The sequence below is a fragment of the Halodesulfurarchaeum sp. genome (assembly GCF_036626455.1).
GTDB lineage: Archaea > Halobacteriota > Halobacteria > Halobacteriales > Halobacteriaceae > Halodesulfurarchaeum.
This window is the reverse complement of sequence record NZ_JAZKRK010000019.1, coordinates 22,637-40,294: the sequence shown is the minus strand read 5'-3', so window position 1 is coordinate 40,294 and position 17,658 is coordinate 22,637. Positions and strand designations below refer to the sequence as shown.

Sequence of the window (17,658 nt, the reverse complement as noted above, 5' to 3'; positions counted from 1 at the left end):
TCACCCGGCGACGCTGGCCCATCCCCGGAGGGTCAGTGGCAAGACGACCACGGCAGCGAGATAGGAAAAGATCGTACTGATTGCAGTCAAGAGCCCGAATTCACCCAGAATCGGGTTTACCGAGACGGCCATGACCGTCACACTCCCAGCTGTCGTCAACATACTTGCTGTGACACCGCCTCCGGTCCCGCCCATCGTCACGAGCAAGGACTCGTGGACAGATCCCCGTTTCTCGTATTCGTCGATGAATCGGTGGGTGACATGTACCGAGTATGCGACCCCCAACCCAATTGTGATGGCCAGGATCGTCGCTGTAAGCGCGTTGAAGGCGATTCCGAGAACCGGCATGATGCCGACAAGCCAGATGATCGCGACGGTCACCGGCACCATGTTTGCAACCCCCAGAGAGGGTCGGCCTTCAAGAAGGCCGAAGATGAAGATCAGGAACAGCGCCGTGAACGAAAATGCCACGCTGAAACTCCGAACCGCCGAGGTAAGCAGTGCCTCCGTGAGCGCCCGGAAGACGATCGTGTCCCCGGTAGCCACTGCCTCAAAGCGGGCCTCAGCAGCGACGCTTCGGGTGTCCTCGGTCACGGCTTTCTGACTTGCGCTGGCTTTGACCTGATAGACCACCTTGGTCGCCTGCGTGTCCTCAGTGACGTACTGGCGGGCTCGATCACGGTAGTCGGATCGGAGTAATTCGTCGTAGATTGCGCCGACATGCCGGTCTGGAACGCCGTTGCCAGACAGGTCGTTTCGAGCGACCATCGCAGCGAACTCGGGGTCCTGCTGCGCATAGCTGTGAATAACGTCGATGAGGCCCTGTGAAACGGCTCTGCCGTCGGTGCGGACGAAGGAATCCGGTGGATCGACTCCAGCCCGATAGACAGTCTCGAGGGCATGGTCCTGTCGGAGTGGTCCCTCGACATAGAGTGTGACTTGTTCGGTGTTCGTCGTCGTGAACGTGTCCGAGATGTAGTTCGAGGTTTCAGTGATCTCGAACTCCGAGGGGGAGACCGCGTCCGGAATGACCTCGATCTGCGGGGGATGATCGGCGTAGGGCAGGAAGTCCTCGGTTTCGAATTTCGACTCCACGTTCGTCGCCGAATAGCCAGCCATCCCCGTGATGACCAATAGGATCGCGAGCAGGACAAACGGATGTGTTTTGGCGAATCGGGCACTTCCCCGAAGGAGGTCCCCAAGGCGTGATTCCTCGCCACCAAGTGGGGTGATCGAAAACTGGTGGATCCCATGCGATTCTCGCCAGTCATCGGTAACGAGTTTCAGCGATGGGAGGAAAATCCCGAAGACAAAAAGGGTAAAAACCATTCCCAGGGCGACGACGAAGCCGAACTCCCGGACTGGTTCGAGGGTGCTCGTTCCGTTGGCCGAGAACCCGATCACGTTCGTTACGCTGACGATGAAAAAGGCGACCAGGAGCTGGTCGTTCGCCCGCGACATGCTGGTCCGATTGTCTACCTCCACCCCTCGCTCCTCTCGATACCTGTTGACCGCATGAATCCCGAAATCGATCCCCACCCCGAGCAGCAGGACCGGCACGGCGACCATCATCAGATTGAACGGAATCCCAGCATACCCCATGAACCCGAAGGTCCAGACGATGGCAAATAGGAGACTCACCAGTGCGAGCACCAGATCAATGGGGTCCCGATAGGCGATGACGAGGAAGCACAGAATGAGCACTCCGACAAGGGGAATGATCAGCGAGAGGGACTCGAAAATCGCTCGATCGAAGCCCGCCTGTTGAATCGCCCCGCCGAAGACCTGGATGTCTCCGTCGCTGGTTTCGGCGGTCGCTTTGATCTGTTCCTGAATTTCTTCGAGCGTCTCGTCCGCCCCTTGCGGAACACTGTGTGAAACCACGACGATGGTCGCCCCCGCTCGCGGTTCCTCGAGGTTCCGATCCTCACTCAATAGTCGTGTGACCTGTGGTTGCTGGTCGACCAGCGTGCGCCCGGCGGCTCGAATGTCTGACTCGGAGGCGGTTTCGATTGCCCGCCGTTGGGCCTCGGTCGTCGTCGCGAACGGATCCAGGATCCGGGCGATGCCAGGCGCGATTCCCTGTACGTCGCTCACTCTGAGAGACTCGTCATCTTCGATCGTTTCCTGGAGTGTAAGGGTTCGGAGCAGCGCTCGTCGCGAGAAGACGTTTTCATCCGTGATGACGATCTGAGTCGATTCCTCGTCTGCGTCGAAGACCGAGCCGAATTCGTCCTCGACGGACTCCTGGGTGTGATGTTCCGGGACGCTTTCGAAAAAGCGCTGGGTCCCTGCATCGATCCCGACGGCAGCGAGACCACCCGCGAAAACGGTCGTCAGAACCAGAAAGAGCAGGATGATCCGTTTTGAATGGGCCACAATCTGATGATCGACGGCAGCGAAGAGGGGATCGACATCGATATCGCCACCGGGACGGAGCATGGTCAGGGGCCCAGGGCCATTCGATACGCTGTTCGGATGTGGTCACCCACGTCGAACCGCCAGCCGACAATCAGGAGTGCCACAATTCCGATGCCCAGGAGGACCCCCAGTAACGGGCTGAGCATCGAGTCCGACTCTCTGACCTCGACCGGAACCCGCTGGGTATCGGAGAGTTCGCTGTCACCGCGGGCGTTGTCGAACCGGAAGTCCATCGACGCCGAATAGGTCTTCTCACGGGCAGCCCCACCGACGCTCAGATCGAGGGTCATCGTCGCCGATTCACCGGGCTCGAGGTCCTCAATAAAGGCCGAATCGTCGTCACTATCCAGTGGGTCGTCGGTGAAGAGTTTGGCCTGGATGTTGCTGAGCGTCTCGTTCCGATTGTTCGTCACCGTGACCTGAAACGGGCCGGACGCCCCGGGACTGAATGTCTCCTCTGTGACCTCGAGGTCGAAGGCGTCCCGACTTGGTTCCACGTCGGCGATGATGTCCCTGGAATCAGTCGTTCGGATGTCACCCTGCGGATCGCGATATCGAGCGGAAAGCTCGAACACACGCGGGCCCGGTTCGGCCTCCTCGGTGATGCCGACTCGGAACTGTGACACTGCTGATTCGCCGGCTCCAAGTTCGGCCACCGCATAGCGGGCATTGTAGAAGTTGATGTTCTGTTCCTGGGTTTCAGCCGTAACGACGACGCCGTCGACGGGCCGATCGGCGGTATTTGTCACGGCCACGAGAAGGTCGCCTTCTTCACCGACATAGAGATCCCTTTCGACCGACGAAACCGAGAAGTTCTGCTCTGGAAGGGGTTCGAGTCCGATGGATCGGGTTCGCTCGGGCATCTCGTCCCCGCCCTCGTTCTCGTAGCTAATGGCCAGGTTCGTCACGTAGTCCCGGACGATCGCGTCCTGATCGAACCCGGCCCTGAAAGAGACTGTTCGAGTCTCCCCCGTGGACCAGTTGCCAACATACGACTGCGCAGTTGGCGTTCCAGTCTGTGGCGGTTCCACGGCAACCCCCTGGAACTCGACCGGTTCGGTCCCACCAGTCCCGAAGAACATCGAATCGGATTCAGACGTGGCCGTCACGACGGTTTCGGTCGCATTCACGGGCCCCGTATTCCGGAGCGTGATCGCCACCCGGCCAGTGCTCCCGACGGGAACATCGTGATCGACCGATTCGACCAGGAACTGGGGCTCGGGGCGAGGCCGGAACTCGATCTGTTCGGTCTGCTGGTTCTCATTGTGGTCCCCATCCGTATACTCGATCGACAGATCGAGGGGATAGGTTCTGTTGACGGCAGACGCCGAGGCACCCACGTGATAGGTGACGTTGCGGGTCTCATCGGGTGTCAATTCCTCGATAGTCGCACTGCCAGAGCGGGAGGACTCGGACCCGAGATAGATCTCCGAATCCGTCGAAGAGGCCGTTACCGACAGTTCGGTCAGTGGTTTCTCGGCGCTGTTCGTGAGTTCGACAGTGACCGGCCCGACACCGTCTTGTGGGACGTTGTGAGTGACCAGCCCGAGTTCGAGGTGGTCGACAGCCGCAGGCGTGAACTCGACAGTTTTCGTCCGAGAATTCTCGTTGTCTTCGGCGTCGGTGTACTCGATGGTCAGGTCCAACGGGTAGGGTTGTTCGACAGCTCCAGCGGTAGTACCCACGCGGAAGGTTACAGTCTCATCATCTCCGTCGTTCCAGTCACCGACCATCGTCGTTGCTGAGGCCGATCCCTGGTCACCGAGATAGACCGCCGAATCGGCAGTCGAGGCTGTGACCTGGACCTCCTCAAAATCCTTCTCACCCGTCTGTTCCAGTTCCACCGACAGGGTTCCTTCTCCGTTACGGGGGATGTCGTGATTGACGGACTCGACCTCGAAGAACGATCGTTCTGTCGGTGAGAAATCGACGTACTTGGTCTGGGTGTTCTGGTTGTCCGCCTCGTCGCTGTATTCGAACTGGAGTTCGATGGGATAGGTTCGATCGACTGCGGCGTCCGTCGTGCCGACTCTGAATGTAAGCCGTTCGACCCAGTCGGAATTACCACCACGCCACTCTTCGACATATGTCGTAGACGAGCGTGAACCCTCGGATCCGAGATAGACATCCGTGGCCGTCGTCGTCGCGGTCACCGCAACATCGGTTAGTTCCGTCTTCCATTCCTGTTGCACCAAAACTTCCAGGGTTCCTTCACCGTTTTCGGGCACGTCATGTGAGACACCCGTGACAGCGAAATGGTCCCGCTTTCCGGGCGTAATCCCGATCTGGGTCGAGTCACTTGCCGTTGTGCCATCGCTATCTGTGTACTCAATTGTCACGTCGATCGGATACTCTCGCTCGACAGCGCTCTCAACTGTGCCCGCACGAACCGTCACAGTCTGTTCTTCACCGGATTGCCATCCACCAATGTTCTGTTCAGTCGTCGCCGTTCCAGACCCGAAGTAAAAATCCGAATCCTGAGAGGCCAATGAGACCGTCGCCTCAGTAACGTTCTCGTCGCCATTGTTCGTAATATCTACAGTCACCGTTCCCTCGCCGCCCAGCGGGACGTTGGGGGTAGTATCCGCAACCTCGAAGTTCGCTTGCGGTTCGATGACAACCGTGATCGTGTCAGTTTCGGTCCGACTTGTCCGGTTTTTTGGCGTGTACACGTAGTCGCCGTCGCTGTTCTGTGTGTAATTTACCGTCTGATAGTGCACATATTCAGTCGTCACTTCCAGTTCGTAGGTACCTGCCTCAGCGTCTTCGTCGACAACGACGTTGAATGGATACGGCCCCGAGGACTCACCATCGGCGATCGTTCCGGCCGACTGTTCTCCCGTCTCGACAGTTAGCGGGGCTGCTTCTCCAGACACGTTTGTATCGGTAATGTTGACGGAGACAGACTGTGCCTCCCCGGCCCGCTCCACAGCCCCTTCCGGCGGGTCATCGCCACCGTAGTCGTAGGTCGCGTTGTTCGACAGCGTCACGTCGATTGTCCCGCTTTGGCCGGGATCGAATCGCGCATTCGGTGCCGAGGCGTTGAGATGGGGGGTGCCCTCGACGTTTCCTGCAGCAGCAGCTGCTACAACCGGTTGACTCCCGATTGTGAGCCCAATACTGAGGGACCCACTCACAACCAGAAGGACGAGAAATACCGCCTTGAACAGTCGACCAGTTCCTAAGCCGGCCTTTTTCATTATTTAATGATAGGATATGCAAAAGAAAAATCGTTTTCAAATTTTATACAACTTATTAAACGTTTATTGATGCTTTACAAAACATATAATTCGTTAAACTGGCGTTTCCAACTGAATTAGGACACCAATCGTAACGGTTTACAACTGAACAAAGTGTATAAGTATCGTTCAGCCCGAGATTCAATATGGCAGATCTCAGTGAATTAGGATTGACGACCTACGAAGATCAGGCCTATCGAACCCTGCTCGGACTGGGTGCAACCACCGCGAAGACCGTCGCCACGGAAAGCGGGGTGCCGGAGGGACGGATCTACGACGTTCTTTCGACCCTCGAGACACGGGGTATGATCCGGTCCCAAGAGGCCAGCCGCCCGAAACGGTATCTCGCAGTCGAACCCGAGGTCGCTGTTGAGCGGCTTGCAGAGGGTAAAATCCGTGAACTCGAGGGGCAGATCGACCGTTACGAGTCGATTGCGTCGCAAGCAAGCGAGGAACTCGGGTCTGAGACCGCCGTCGAGGAGCGATTTTGGACGACGGCCATCGGTACCGTCGACTCCCTCGAACTGCTCTTCGAACGGATCGATGCGGCCGACTCCGATGTAGTCATGGTCGCCGACGCAGTCCCTTCACCGCTCGATTTGGACGAAGTCGGACCGGACCTCCTCGATCGACTGGCGAGGGCAATTGAGCGAGGCGTCGACGTGTCACTCCTGGTCTCCGAAAATATCCTCGCAGAGATCCCCCATACCCTCTTCGATCGAGCGTCATCCGGTCCGTTCGACGCAAAGCAATTCTCGGTCCGGACCACCGAAACGCTGCACGGAAGCCTGTATCTCATCGATGGCGACGAGCTTTGCTTCCCCGTGGTCAGTCCGATCGAGCGCGACCGCGTTCTGGGCCTTATCAATCTGAAAGATCCGACGTTCGCCCTCGAACTCGAAGAACAGTTCCGAATGCTGTGGGAGAGTTCGACGATCGTCGATGCACACGTGGATTGAGGGTAGGCAACCGCGTGAAACTTGTCGATAAGATTAGGGTTTTCCCGCGGTCCCGTCCTCGAACATTGGCTCTGTGTCGTCCCAACATTCGAGGTCCCAGACCCGTTCGTCACACTCACCTTTGCATTCAAGCCCGACGTGTGCTCGTGCTTCGTCGAGGACGTCAGCCGGAAGCGCGAAACTGGCTTCGTAACTCGCAGTCGGTGGGATCTCGACGTCGAGTGTCTCTTGGAAAAACCGAGTGAAAACACATTGTCGCCACTGGAGATGGCGAGCCATCGATGCGCCGTCGGAGCTCAAGGAAATCCCCCCGTACGGTTCGTGATCGACGTAGCCATCCTCCGAAAGATGAGCCGTCATTTCCGTGACACTGGCCGGACTCACGTCCAGGCGATCCGCGATGTGACTCGGCCGAACCTCGTCCTCTGGCCCCTCGACGGATCCCAATATTGCGCGCAAGTACCGGCCTGCGTTCCGGTTCGGGAGTTTTCGAGCCGGTTCCGGGTGGCCAGTCAATGACATCGTTCAGCGCCCCATCCCATCAATCTGCCAATACACTCTGGTGCCACCGACTTTCCGCCGGTCCAGAAGGCCCTCGTCACAGAGGTCGTTCAACTTCCGCCTGGCTCCCTCCGTCGTGCTGTCGAAATGCTCGGCGACATCCGTCGTGGCGATCACAGGGCCAGGAATGGTCTCGAAGAGATCGAGTATTTCTGTCTCGGTCATCTGTTCGACGTATTGACCGCGCTCGTTCCGTCGTCGGGACCGACCACCCTCACCGTGACCGCGTCGCTTTCCATGTGATTCACCTGGCCGACCCGGCCCAGACCCGACATCCCGCTCGGGGGTCGCTCCACTCTGGCGATGTTTGTGACCCATATTTTGGCACTAGCCCCCCAGCGGGTTAACCGTTTTGGACGTCCCAAATGGACACAAACAACTGGAGTCGCTGCAAATCGGGCCTGGTGAGGAAGGCTTTTGCAATTGAACGTCGAATGGTAATACCGTAACTGAAGGTCTGCGGTGTCAAATCCCGCACCGTCGGCCTCGGACTCCCACAGACCCATGGCACAAACGATCAAGGAGATGGTCTATTCGACTGTATCACCCGAAGAGGTATTCGAATCCTTCTACGGGCTCAATCACCGCGAACGGCAGACCTACGAAGAGATACTCGCCGCCGAAGAACCACTTTCAGTCGAGACGATCGCAGAGCGGATGGACTGTTCGCTGTCGACAGCCTACCGCTACGTCGACGCACTCGAGACACACAACCTCGTCCACGAGACCGGGCTCTACGACGGTGAATACCTCAAATCGGGCTATACAGCAACCGAACCGGCAGTCATCGCCGAGCACATGTTCGACTACGTCGATTTCAAATACCAGAAATGTGAACGAAACATCGAGGCGATCGCAAATCGGAACGAAGAACCGGGTGATTGTGAGGAAACCGAGTGGGACCGGCCGGGTACGTTTCTGTCACACTAAACTGCGTTCGAGACGAGCCGGATGGCCGATTCTCCCGTTCGCGACTCGCTTGGTGATGACCGTATCAAGTTGAAGAGTCCCGGGAACCCTCAGCAAACGAACCGACCCATAGCGCAGGACGGAGTCACGTGACGGTGAGTGGAAGTTTCACCGCCGCGAAGATGATGACGTATCGGAGGAAAAAGCCACCGACGAGGACCAGGCCGTATTTCACCACGTACCCAGCCCTGAAAATCGAATGCCACGTCTGGCTCCGTTCGTCGAGGTCCCATACCCTGGCCGTGCCAGTCAGCAGCAATGAAAGCAGGAGCGGCGTCACCAGGCCGAGACCGACCACCCCGACCCAGAACGGCATCGAGAACACGGAATTGAGCGACTCGATCGTGGCCTGACTCGCCAGACAGTCCGCCCGGCCCTGAAGAACTGTATAGAAGGACGCCAAAATCCCCAGTTCGACCACGATTAGGGCGTCATCGGCAAGGCTGTACTGGTGGACCGTCTCGGTGAGGCCGTCGAAAATCGTCGGCATCGCGACCGTTCCCGCGAGGCCGGTCGAGACCCCACTCATCAGAAAGAGCGGTGGCAGATACGTTCGATTCCACAGCGGGCAGGTCCAGAGATCAGAGAGCAACATCGACGTGTAGATGATCACGCCGATGCCCAGAAACGCACCGATGATCCGGATTGCGGGATGAAGCCGGCCTGGTGGCCGAGTGGTATCAGCGAAGTAGTCAAGCCCTGTCAGCAGAATCGGGTTCCCGCGAACCGTGAGCCAGCCGAAAATACGGCGAGGGAAATAACTCCCACCTGTAGCTGTCTTCTTGTCCGATCCGAAGAGCAGCCAGATCGCATCAACAGTGGCTAATACCGAGAACAACACGATGAGCCACGTCCCGATAACGAGCCACGAGCCGTAATTCGAGAAGTTCCATGCGAAAGTCAGCGCCCGCAGTGGCGCACCGAGATGGTAGAGAAGGGCCGCCGTCCCGATACCGATTGCCGCGATTGCGAGGATGGCACCCCACCGGGCAGTTTCCCCCCGCGACCGATTTTCAGTCTCGTCATTCGAGCGCCCTTGCAGTAACTGGGCCGTGACGGAAGTCACGTAGGAGCCGCCGCTCACTCCACCAAGGAAGAGGTAGGTGGCGATGAACAACCCCCAGTGGACCCGGGGAACCCACAGGACGCCGCTTTCAGCTGCGACCATCCTGTTACCCCTGGTACGATATCGGCGTCTCCACGTCGGCGGCTGCCTGACTGTCGCCACCCGTCGACGGTTCGACGATGACGGACGTGGGGTTCTGTTCGAATTTTCGAGCGGCTTGCTCCGAGGCCAGGTCCATCAATTCGCCGATCGGTCCGGCGTGAAGGGCTTCGCCCACACACTCGTCGACGCAAGCGGGCTCCAAGGGGTCGTCCTGGGTGTTCTTCGACTCGGCCCCGGCACCAGCACCGGGCCCCTTGTCGAGACAGAGGTTGCACTTCTGCATCAGGCCTTCCTCGCCGTACTGGGGCGCCCCATACGGACACGCCCAGCCACAGTATCGACAGCCGATACAGTCGTCGCGGTTGATGGTCACGACCCCGTCACTGTCGCGTTTCTCGATGGCGTTGGTCGGACAGACGTCGACACAGGGCGCGTCCTCACAGTGCATGCAGGACAGGGAGATATTCGTCTCCTCGTAGTCCGGAAACTCGCCGGTTGAGACGGTTTCGACCCGGCGCCAATCGACGTGACCCGTCTCAGTGCCATGTCGATTCTTGCAGGCGATCGCACAGGCGTTACATCCCATACACGAGTTCGAATCGAAGTAAAAGCCCCACTGTTCACCCATCAGTGCTCACCCCCGGTCTTCGTGACCGAAATAGCCAGGTGTCTGTCAATTTCGCCGGAGATCGGATCGATCTGGTCTGGACTGTTCAGTAACATGTTGTTCGCTCCATCTTCGTCGGGCTGAATCGAGCCACGACCGAACCCGTAGGGTTCGACGCTCACGGTGCCCGGACGGATCCCATCCGTCACGACCGCCAAGAGTTCCGCATCGCCGTGTTTCGAGTCGATCCGAACCCGATCGCCGTGCGCAATGTTTCGTTCGGTCGCATCCACCGGGTTCAGCACGAGATAGTTCCCCCGGTAGTCCTCGTGTTCGAGATCGTAGGACTCCGCCAGCTGTTCGAGTGGTTTCGAGAGGGCCTGATCACCACCGTGTGAGAACTCGACCGAACGGGCATCGATCATTTCGAGTGGATACTCCCCAGTCAGTTCGTCACCGATCGTTCCAGGTGGGACCCACTGGGGCGCGGTATCGATTTCGGTTCCGACCTGCTCGCTCAGCGCCTCGTAGGCACCGGTGAGTTTCTTATCGAGGTCGAACCAGAACGTGTCCGCACCCTGGGCGAAACCACCCTCTTTCCACTTCTCCCAGCCGTAGTCGCCCGTGAGCACGTAGGTATCCTCGTTTTCGAGCTCATCGAGCGTGAGATCAAGGGCCGAGAGCTGATTGTTGATGTAGGCCTCCTTGTCTTCCCAGGGGAAGTATTCCTCGTAGCCCATTGCATGCCCGAGACCCTTGATGATGTCAAAGCCCGATTTCGTGTTCCACTGGGGTTCGATCGCGGCTTTGGAGCCGGTGACCCAGGACTTCGTGTTGTACGCCCCATACCCGCCCGAACCAAGCATCGGTTTTTCGAGCTGTGAGGCCTCCGGGAAGACGACGTCGGCTTTTCGGGCAGTTTCGCTCCAGAAAGCATCGATGCCGATGACGAGGTCCATCTCGTCGAGTGCACCGTCCTCGTCTTCGGTTCCGAGCCACTCCTGACTGGCTCCGTCGGTTACGGGATTGCGGTAATAATAGACCATCCCGTTGACATCGCCGTTATCGACCATTTCAGGGATGTTGTTCTGCACGGGCTTGTTGATCATCGATGCATAGCCCGCGTCCGGATCGGTCAAGTAACACTTGTTCTCCGCGGCGTGATCCGGAAGGTCGGCCTCGCAGCCGACTTTGAATGGGTCGGCAAGTCCGGCATCGCCGAACCACCGCTGGCCGCCCGGTCGGTCAATATTGCCTACGAGCCCAGTGAGTGCAACGACATTTTGGGAGCCTTTCTGGTGATCGGCACTCTGTCCAAGCCCCGTCCAGGAAGTGATACCGGCACTCGGCGCGGCGCGACCGAACCCAGTCGCGACTTCCCGGATGGTCTCCGCATCGAGACCCGTCTTCTCGGCGGCCCACTCGGGGGTCTTGTCCTCGACAGCATCCGTGTACGCCTCGAACCCGTGGGTATACTTCTCGACGAACTCGGCGTCGTACAGTTCCTCCTCGATGATAACATTGGCAATAGCCAGGGCCAGTGCCCCATCAGTCCGTGGCTCGATTGGAAGCCACTTGTCCGATTTCTGGGCGGTTTCGGTGTAGACGGGGTCGATCGTGACGATCGTAGCACCGCGAGCTCTCGCCCGAAGCAGCTGTTTCGCTTCCCACTGGCCGGCGAACGTTTCCAGTGGATCCCGGCCCCAGACGAGGAGGTATTCGGTGTTCTCGTAATCGACCCAACGGATATTGCCGCCGCCGAGTCCCATAAGCGTTCCAGTAACCGCCATCGACCCGAAACAGGTCGGTGTCGGATGTGGGACGGAGTTCGGACACCCATAGAGGTTTCCGAAGAGTGTACTGAACGTTCCGGCCGTTCCCCACCCGTGGAATTCTATCAGGCTTTGGGCACCGTGATTCTCCTTGAAATCCGCCAGGCCATCGGCCGCGTACTCGAAGGCCTCATCCCAGCTCACGGCCGTCAGTGACCCGTCTTTCCGAATGTAGGGCTCCTTGATTCGATGTGGTGAATAGGCCTTCTCGACCTGGGAGAGACCTTTCGGGCAAAGCGTTCCCTTCGTGCCCGCTCCCGCACTTCCGCGGGGATGCCCGTCGATTCCATGGACCTCCGTGGCAATGTCAGGTCCCTCGCCTGATTCTTGGAGGGTCACTTCCATGCCACAGAGTTTGTGACACTGCCAACAGTTCCCATAGGCCGTTTTCCCGTCGCTCGATTCCGGGGTGGCGCCGCTCGACTGGACCGCAGCACCGCCAACGCCAACGGCAAGCGCTCCAGCTGCGGACGTTTTGAGTAGCGTCCGGCGAGTAATGCCACCGTCTGTACCGTCTCGTTCGGTCTCTGTCTGTGTCATGTCTTAGTCCTCCGTCCCGCCCACCGGCCGGTCATCGAATCCGAACTCCGCCAAGACCTGGTCGTGAAAACGCTCGTAAAACTCCGCTTCGGTCAGCGCACCGGTGCGTACTTTTTGTGCCGCTTCACCCATCGCTTTGCCGAGTTCCTGATCGAACTCCGCCTCCGGTTCGGCGATGGCAGAAAGCGGAGAGCTATCGGTTGCTCGTGGCTCGTTGTCCGCCATTGTGTCTACACGTCCGGCTAAAAACTCGGAGCACAAAGACCCGCGACCGATTCCAATAATCTTGTAAGCATTTTCAAAAAGTACCCACAACCGTGGAAACGGTTGGGTATGGGTAACACGGCTAAAGAGGCGTCAAACCGGCGAATTATCCATTTGGCTCTTCCAAACCGAGATTTTCTTCCGGAGTAGTTGTGCCCGATTTACACGATATTGATCCCGATCCCAGTTGCAACGTCTTTCATCGCCTCTACCAGGTCCTCGGCTGGCGCTCCATCGCTGTAGATGGTCCGCTGGGGGGCGAGGACGCCGACGGACCCAACAACAGTCTCACCACTCCCACGGATGGGAACACCCAGACAGGCGATCTGTCCATGATCAGTCACCGCAAAGCCCTGTTCGGCGACCGTTTCGAGGCGAGTTTGGAGTTCGTCTCGTTCCACCGGGAGTTCACGAGCATGTTTGGCCAGCGGACAATCAAACTCACACCCCGTATCACAGGAGAGCAGCCCGTATCGAGACACGACTGATTCGACCGTTTCCGAGTCCATAGCCGACAGAATAGCAAGTCCCGGACCGTTGCAGTGCAAGTACCGGCGGGTACCCTGGGAAAGCCGGTTTTTCGAAATCAGATCCGAGTTCGTTCTGGAATACAGACAGTACCCGTAGCCGTGTTCGGGCGTCATAACGGTAAACACACCCTCGAAATTTTCGGCAAGAGCATCGATTCGGGGTTTTCCCTCCTCAAACAACTCTCGCCCCCGGATCGACTTGTTACAGACGTCAAGCACCCGAAGTCCGACCGCGAATTCCCCAGTATCCAGTTTCGTGACGTATCCCTCCTCCCGTAGCGTGCTGACGTAATTCGAAACGGTCCCTTTCGAAACCCCAAGATGGTCCGCGAGGGCTCCAATGGTCGCACCCTCTTGCTCTTTGAGCACCTCAATGAGCTCCATCGTCCGGTTGGCAGATTGAACCGGATTCGTCGGCGCGTCCGGCGGACTTCGCTGGGGAACTCGATACCCCTGGTCCGATTCCCCGGCCTCGGACGACGTTTGTTTTGACATGCCAAAATAATTCCCAACGTATCCGTAAATACGTTCGGAAATTGAGTTCGGAGGATGCCAGCTAACCCGACGACAGCATGGAGGTCAATTGGTAAGAAGCATTTGCGTTTGGCTCTTCGAAACGTGAGGGTTTTGAAAAGAGGAAATTTCGGGGCAAACGCCAGTTCAGTCAGGGCCAACCCGAGACGAATCCGTAACTCACTGTAAATTTGGATTTCCAAAACGGGCTAAAGAGGTTCTCAAACAGCCAAAAATCAGTCATATAGTCCGTCGTAGGGTGAATACAATGACTCGGTTGGCTGATCACTTCACCGTCCAGCCCGCCTCTGCAGCCGTCGATTCGAGTTCCTCGAACTCCCAGTCCTGATCAGTGGTTAACTCCTCCTGTCCTTGGACACCGACGAGGACGAGCCGGTCAGAGTGAAAGGCAGACCCCTCCCGGGCAACGCGGGCCAGCCGGTCTTGTGGCCCGGCCGCGCCGTTGAAAAAATCTATGTCGATTTCCTTTCGACGGAGGAACGTGTTCATCGTCGGAGCGTCGACATCCCCGACGACACCGATCCAATCCGACCAGGCCCGCGCCTCTGAAACCACGTGTGCGGGGTTTTCGAGGTGGGTCAACGCGTCAACGGTAAACGCCGTCGTCAATTCGTGCGTCTCCTCCTCCTCATCGTCGTGTTCGGGTGCTTCACAGCTCTCACCGCCCGATTCGACCGCTGGCTTCGGGCCTTTCGTCTCGGGAACCCCTGGCATCGGGCTGCCTGAACCGGAGGACTGACTACTGTTTGAAGGGGTCGGGTCGGGCTCGGGATCTGGCTCCGGGTCCGCATCGTCTTCTGGCACCCCTGGCATCGGGGAGCCACCATCTGTGCAGACGGCCTGTCCGGTCCGCTTCCTGTCGTCGCGTGCATTCGAGTTCATGTGTTACAGAAATGTACTGTCGTAAACGCCTATTATCTTGCTGGTCGCGGGACCAGTTAGAACGGCGGTTCCGAGGAGTCAGTCCCACCCACCGGCTCCTGTGACTCGTCGATGCCGCCCTCCCAGTTTTCGGTTTCGAGTTCGAAGAATCGCTCGCGCTGGGCGTCGGACATGACCGTGATTTCGACCGTTGCTGACACCCCAGTTTCCGCAACCGCCTCCTGAAGCCGCCCGACGAGGATGTTCTTGACCTGATCGGGAATGTTGCGCATCGGGAGGACCAGCGTGACCGTGGCTTCAGTTCCCTCGTGCTCGACACCATCGATCATGCCAAGATCGGAAAGCGTCGCATCGATCTCCGGATGTGTGACCGTCTCGACAGCCGCTTCGACCCCTTCCGTCGTCGGTTCTTCCGTCATACTGTCGCGTTACCAGCCCAGTGGGGAATACATGCTGGTTCAATCTCGCAGTCGGGTAGTCGTGGGATTCGCGTGTGAATTGCTCCGACAAAATCTGTCCTGGGTGAACTATCCCGAGAGATCGTCCATCCATCCGGTGTCGATCTCTTCGAGTGCAGGGACCTTTGGCGCGTAGGGTTTGATATCGAGAATGGGCGTTCCGTCGATGAGATCCAGATGTGAGACCGACAATCTGGTCCCCGAAATGTCATCGAGGGTGAGTACTGAATGACCGATCGGGTTCGGCCGCGGGGGTCCCGACGTCGCAAAAATCCCAACCGATGTTCCACCCATGGGCCGTACCTGGAGCCGGACTCCTGTCACCTCATGTAAATGTGAGAGGACGATGATGTGAGAGAACTCTTCGAGCCCATCCAACCCGGGTTCGAATTCCGGAGCGATCTCGAGTGTTCCCGACGCTGTGACTCGTTCGGATCCGGGCCGAGGGACAGCCTCGGCCGAATCGAAGGGGGACTCGACCACCCCAATCGGCTCGTACCTGATTTGATCCATAGTCGACCTTCCGGCCCTGGCACGTTAATGGTTCGGCGAGCAGACCCTCGTCAGTGAGTTCGGCGTTGGGGCCGCCTCCAAATGTGGTGAACGTGACCTCCCGGGAAGGCCAAGGACCCCAAATGTGTCCGATTGCTACCAACCAGCACAACGACTATTACTGACATTGTCCTATGAAGGGACGATGGGTTCCGATCCAACAGTGACTTTTGCACCCTGGGAGATCGCTGTCGAGGTTCCACATGGGACCACTCTCCTGGAGGCGGCCGACCAACGCGACGTCGGGATCGAGGCGTTGTGTGGCGGCAACGGCCTCTGTGGAACGTGTGCGGTTGAAGTGGAAGCAAAAGATCCACCGCTCTCCCCGCTTGACCCCGACGAGAAAACCGTGCTTGACGAGGAGGAACTGGCTGCAGGCTATCGACTCGGGTGTCAAGCCACCGTGGAAGGTGACGTCTCCGCGTTCGTCCCCGCATCCTCGCGAAGTGAAGGTGAGATCGTGATGACGGAGGGCGCGGAAATCGATTTTGAGCACGATCCGGCCATCCGGCGCTTTCAACTCGCGTTTGAGGGGCCGACCCTCGAAGACACACTTCCCGATCGTGAGCGGGTGATCAAAGCCCTGACCGAGGAATATGGACTCGATATTGACACCGTCGACCGGGTGGCACTTACCGACCTCCCGTCGACGATCCGCGATGGCAAAACAGATGGCAAGTTTCGTGTCACGGCGACAGTTGCTGAGGAAACTGAAATACTGGGCGTCGACCCGGGACGAACAGGACCCGCCTACGGGCTAGCGATCGACATCGGGACGACCACGCTCGCGATCTATCTGCTAGAGCTGCGAACTGGCGAGGTCGAGGCGGTGGATTCCAAAATCAATCCCCAGAGCACGCATGGGGGAGACATCATCAGCCGGGTCCAGTACAGCACCCAAAAACCGGAGGGAAAGTCGGAACTCCAGCGGGAAATCCGGGAGGCGGTAAACGACAGTATCGACACGGTGACCGACGAAGCAGACGTCGACCCGCAGTCGGTGTATGAAGCGGTGTTCGTCGGGAATACCGCAATGCATCACCTGTTTTTGGGTATCAATGCCGGGGCCGTCGCGGCCACGCCATACGTGCCGGCCAACCGTGCCAGGCTAAAAACGACGGCCCGGGAACTGGACCTGGCGATGAATCCATCGGGCGCGGTCTCCTGGTTGCCGATTATCGGGGGGTGGGTCGGCCCGGATTTCGTCGCGGATCTGCTCGCAGCTGGAGTTCTCGACCGAGATGAGACCGTCCTCGCAATCGACATCGGGACGAACGGCGAAATCGCCGTCTCCGGGCCGGAGCAAACCTACGTCGCTTCTGCGCCAGCGGGTCCAGCCCTCGAAGGCGCGGAAATAACCCACGGAGTGCGAGCCAAACCCGGGGCGATCGAAGCCGTGAGCCTCGATCCAGAGACGTGGGCGCCAGACCTGGAAGTCATCGGAGACGAATCCCCAATGGGCATTTGTGGGTCGGGCATTATCGACGTGGTCGCACAGCTGTTCCTGGTCGGCGGCATCAATAGACGAGGTCGTCTGATCGATCCCGAAGACGGGCGAGGGCGAATCCGAGAGGGTGGGGACGGCTCTCGGGATTTCGTGCTCGTGGACGCCGAGGAAGCCGACGTTGATGAGGATATCATCGTTTCACAGGACGACATCCGAGACATCCAGAACGCCAAAGCCGCGATCCAAACGGGAACGAACGTGCTCCTCGAGGAGGCCGGGATCGAGTCGGTCGACCGGTTGGTCATGGCCGGGGGTTTCGGCAACTACATCGACCCCGAATCAGCCAAATTACTGGGGCTGTACCCTGAAGTCGACGTCGATGCCGTCGAGTTTCTGGGGAATGCAGCCGGATACGGTGCAATGTACGCACTCTTGAATAGGGACGCGAAAGCCGAAGCCGACCACATCGTCTCGGCCGTGGAGTACGTCGAACTGGCCGCCTGGGACGGGTTCCATGACCTCTTTATGGAAGCGATGTACCTCCCCCACCGGGACTTCGATCGCTATCCCTCCATCAAAGAGCGCGTCGAAGCGGCCCAGGGGAGACCGGCTGAGGAATTGTAATTCCTACAAAAATATAAATACGGTTCGGTCGAATTTCTACAAGAGCGGTCGAATCAGGACATACCTGTCAC

The 17,658-nt window shown here is 58.5% G+C and carries 15 protein-coding genes; 3 read left to right on the top strand and 12 right to left on the bottom strand.

Going from position 1 to position 17,658, the window contains the following annotated elements; translation table 11 throughout:
- Window positions 1–2,442, bottom strand: a complete 2,442-nt coding sequence (locus V5A26_RS07325; protein WP_332321472.1) for an efflux RND transporter permease subunit — start codon at window positions 2,440–2,442, stop codon at window positions 1–3.
- Window positions 2,443–2,444: 2 nt separating this feature from the next.
- Window positions 2,445–5,621 carry a COG1361 S-layer family protein gene (locus V5A26_RS07320; protein WP_332321473.1) on the bottom strand — a complete coding sequence of 1,059 codons (3,177 nt, stop codon included), beginning with the start codon at window positions 5,619–5,621 and terminating at the stop codon, window positions 2,445–2,447.
- Between the two features lie 185 nt (window positions 5,622–5,806).
- On the opposite strand from V5A26_RS07320, the gene V5A26_RS07315 reads away from it, so the two are divergent.
- Entirely contained in the window at window positions 5,807–6,619 is an 813-nt protein-coding gene (locus tag V5A26_RS07315) for a TrmB family transcriptional regulator (protein WP_332321474.1), read from the top strand.
- 33 nt (window positions 6,620–6,652) lie between these two features.
- On the opposite strand, the gene V5A26_RS07310 is transcribed toward V5A26_RS07315, so the two are convergent.
- Window positions 6,653–7,141, bottom strand: a complete 489-nt coding sequence (locus V5A26_RS07310; RefSeq protein ID WP_332321475.1) for a metal-dependent transcriptional regulator — start codon at window positions 7,139–7,141, stop codon at window positions 6,653–6,655.
- A gap of 3 nt (window positions 7,142–7,144) precedes the next feature.
- Complete coding sequence (locus V5A26_RS07305) at window positions 7,145–7,498, bottom strand: hypothetical protein (protein WP_332321476.1); 354 nt, start codon at window positions 7,496–7,498, stop codon at window positions 7,145–7,147.
- A 186-nt stretch (window positions 7,499–7,684) separates the two neighbouring features.
- On the opposite strand from V5A26_RS07305, the gene V5A26_RS07300 reads away from it, so the two are divergent.
- Entirely contained in the window at window positions 7,685–8,110 is a 426-nt protein-coding gene (locus V5A26_RS07300; RefSeq protein WP_332321477.1) for an HTH domain-containing protein, read from the top strand.
- Between the two features lie 124 nt (window positions 8,111–8,234).
- Here the strand turns inward: V5A26_RS07300 and nrfD are convergent, their stop codons facing one another.
- From nrfD to tsaA, 8 genes are all read right to left on the bottom strand, one after another.
- Window positions 8,235–9,317 (bottom strand): NrfD/PsrC family molybdoenzyme membrane anchor subunit, encoded by a 1,083-nt coding sequence (gene nrfD / locus V5A26_RS07295; RefSeq protein ID WP_332321478.1) that lies wholly within the window; start codon window positions 9,315–9,317, stop codon window positions 8,235–8,237.
- A gap of 4 nt (window positions 9,318–9,321) precedes the next feature.
- The gene (locus V5A26_RS07290; protein WP_332321479.1) at window positions 9,322–9,945 is read right to left on the bottom strand and encodes a 4Fe-4S dicluster domain-containing protein; all 624 of its coding nucleotides are present in this window, start codon (window positions 9,943–9,945) and stop codon (window positions 9,322–9,324) included.
- A complete protein-coding gene (locus V5A26_RS07285; RefSeq protein ID WP_332321480.1) occupies window positions 9,945–12,296 on the bottom strand; it encodes a molybdopterin-dependent oxidoreductase in 2,352 nt (783 codons plus the stop codon). Before V5A26_RS07285 ends, V5A26_RS07290 begins: the two co-directional genes overlap by 1 nt.
- Before the next feature lie 3 nt (window positions 12,297–12,299).
- Entirely contained in the window at window positions 12,300–12,521 is a 222-nt protein-coding gene (locus tag V5A26_RS07280; protein WP_332321481.1) for a 4Fe-4S ferredoxin N-terminal domain-containing protein, read from the bottom strand.
- A 200-nt stretch (window positions 12,522–12,721) separates the two neighbouring features.
- On the bottom strand, window positions 12,722–13,585 hold the full coding sequence (locus V5A26_RS07275) for an IclR family transcriptional regulator (protein WP_332321482.1): 864 nt from the start codon (window positions 13,583–13,585) through the stop codon (window positions 12,722–12,724).
- A gap of 303 nt (window positions 13,586–13,888) precedes the next feature.
- Window positions 13,889–14,437 (bottom strand): DUF7124 domain-containing protein, encoded by a 549-nt coding sequence (locus V5A26_RS07270; protein ID WP_332321483.1) that lies wholly within the window; start codon window positions 14,435–14,437, stop codon window positions 13,889–13,891.
- Between the two features lie 125 nt (window positions 14,438–14,562).
- Window positions 14,563–14,925, bottom strand: coding sequence for an iron-sulfur cluster assembly protein (locus tag V5A26_RS07265; RefSeq protein ID WP_332321484.1), 363 nt, complete (start codon window positions 14,923–14,925; stop codon window positions 14,563–14,565).
- A 108-nt stretch (window positions 14,926–15,033) separates the two neighbouring features.
- Window positions 15,034–15,477 (bottom strand): tRNA (N6-threonylcarbamoyladenosine(37)-N6)-methyltransferase TrmO, encoded by a 444-nt coding sequence (tsaA, locus tag V5A26_RS07260; RefSeq protein WP_332321485.1) that lies wholly within the window; start codon window positions 15,475–15,477, stop codon window positions 15,034–15,036.
- A gap of 184 nt (window positions 15,478–15,661) precedes the next feature.
- Here tsaA and V5A26_RS07255 point away from each other — a divergent pair, with 184 nt between their 5' ends.
- Complete coding sequence (locus V5A26_RS07255) at window positions 15,662–17,587, top strand: ASKHA domain-containing protein (RefSeq protein WP_332321486.1); 1,926 nt, start codon at window positions 15,662–15,664, stop codon at window positions 17,585–17,587.
- The last annotated feature ends 71 nt before the right edge of the window (window positions 17,588–17,658 follow it).

What these genes read in the sequence shown, in the direction of transcription:
- V5A26_RS07290 (WP_332321479.1), bottom strand. Translation starts at nt 9,945, where the DNA reads ATGGGTGAACAGTGGGGCTTTTACTTCGATTCGAACTCGTGTATGGGA.
- V5A26_RS07270 (WP_332321483.1), bottom strand. Translation starts at nt 14,437, where the DNA reads ATGCCAGGGGTGCCAGAAGACGATGCGGACCCGGAGCCAGATCCCGAG.
- V5A26_RS07285 (WP_332321480.1), bottom strand. Translation starts at nt 12,296, where the DNA reads ATGACACAGACAGAGACCGAACGAGACGGTACAGACGGTGGCATTACT.
- V5A26_RS07300 (WP_332321477.1), top strand. Translation starts at nt 7,685, where the DNA reads ATGGCACAAACGATCAAGGAGATGGTCTATTCGACTGTATCACCCGAA.
- V5A26_RS07305 (WP_332321476.1), bottom strand. Translation starts at nt 7,498, where the DNA reads ATGGGTCACAAACATCGCCAGAGTGGAGCGACCCCCGAGCGGGATGTC.
- V5A26_RS07280 (WP_332321481.1), bottom strand. Translation starts at nt 12,521, where the DNA reads ATGGCGGACAACGAGCCACGAGCAACCGATAGCTCTCCGCTTTCTGCC.
- nrfD (WP_332321478.1), bottom strand. Translation starts at nt 9,317, where the DNA reads ATGGTCGCAGCTGAAAGCGGCGTCCTGTGGGTTCCCCGGGTCCACTGG.
- V5A26_RS07255 (WP_332321486.1), top strand. Translation starts at nt 15,662, where the DNA reads ATGGGTTCCGATCCAACAGTGACTTTTGCACCCTGGGAGATCGCTGTC.
- V5A26_RS07325 (WP_332321472.1), bottom strand. Translation starts at nt 2,442, where the DNA reads ATGCTCCGTCCCGGTGGCGATATCGATGTCGATCCCCTCTTCGCTGCC.
- V5A26_RS07275 (WP_332321482.1), bottom strand. Translation starts at nt 13,585, where the DNA reads ATGTCAAAACAAACGTCGTCCGAGGCCGGGGAATCGGACCAGGGGTAT.
- V5A26_RS07320 (WP_332321473.1), bottom strand. Translation starts at nt 5,621, where the DNA reads ATGAAAAAGGCCGGCTTAGGAACTGGTCGACTGTTCAAGGCGGTATTT.
- V5A26_RS07315 (WP_332321474.1), top strand. Translation starts at nt 5,807, where the DNA reads ATGGCAGATCTCAGTGAATTAGGATTGACGACCTACGAAGATCAGGCC.
- V5A26_RS07310 (WP_332321475.1), bottom strand. Translation starts at nt 7,141, where the DNA reads ATGTCATTGACTGGCCACCCGGAACCGGCTCGAAAACTCCCGAACCGG.
- tsaA (WP_332321485.1), bottom strand. Translation starts at nt 15,477, where the DNA reads ATGGATCAAATCAGGTACGAGCCGATTGGGGTGGTCGAGTCCCCCTTC.
- V5A26_RS07265 (WP_332321484.1), bottom strand. Translation starts at nt 14,925, where the DNA reads ATGACGGAAGAACCGACGACGGAAGGGGTCGAAGCGGCTGTCGAGACG.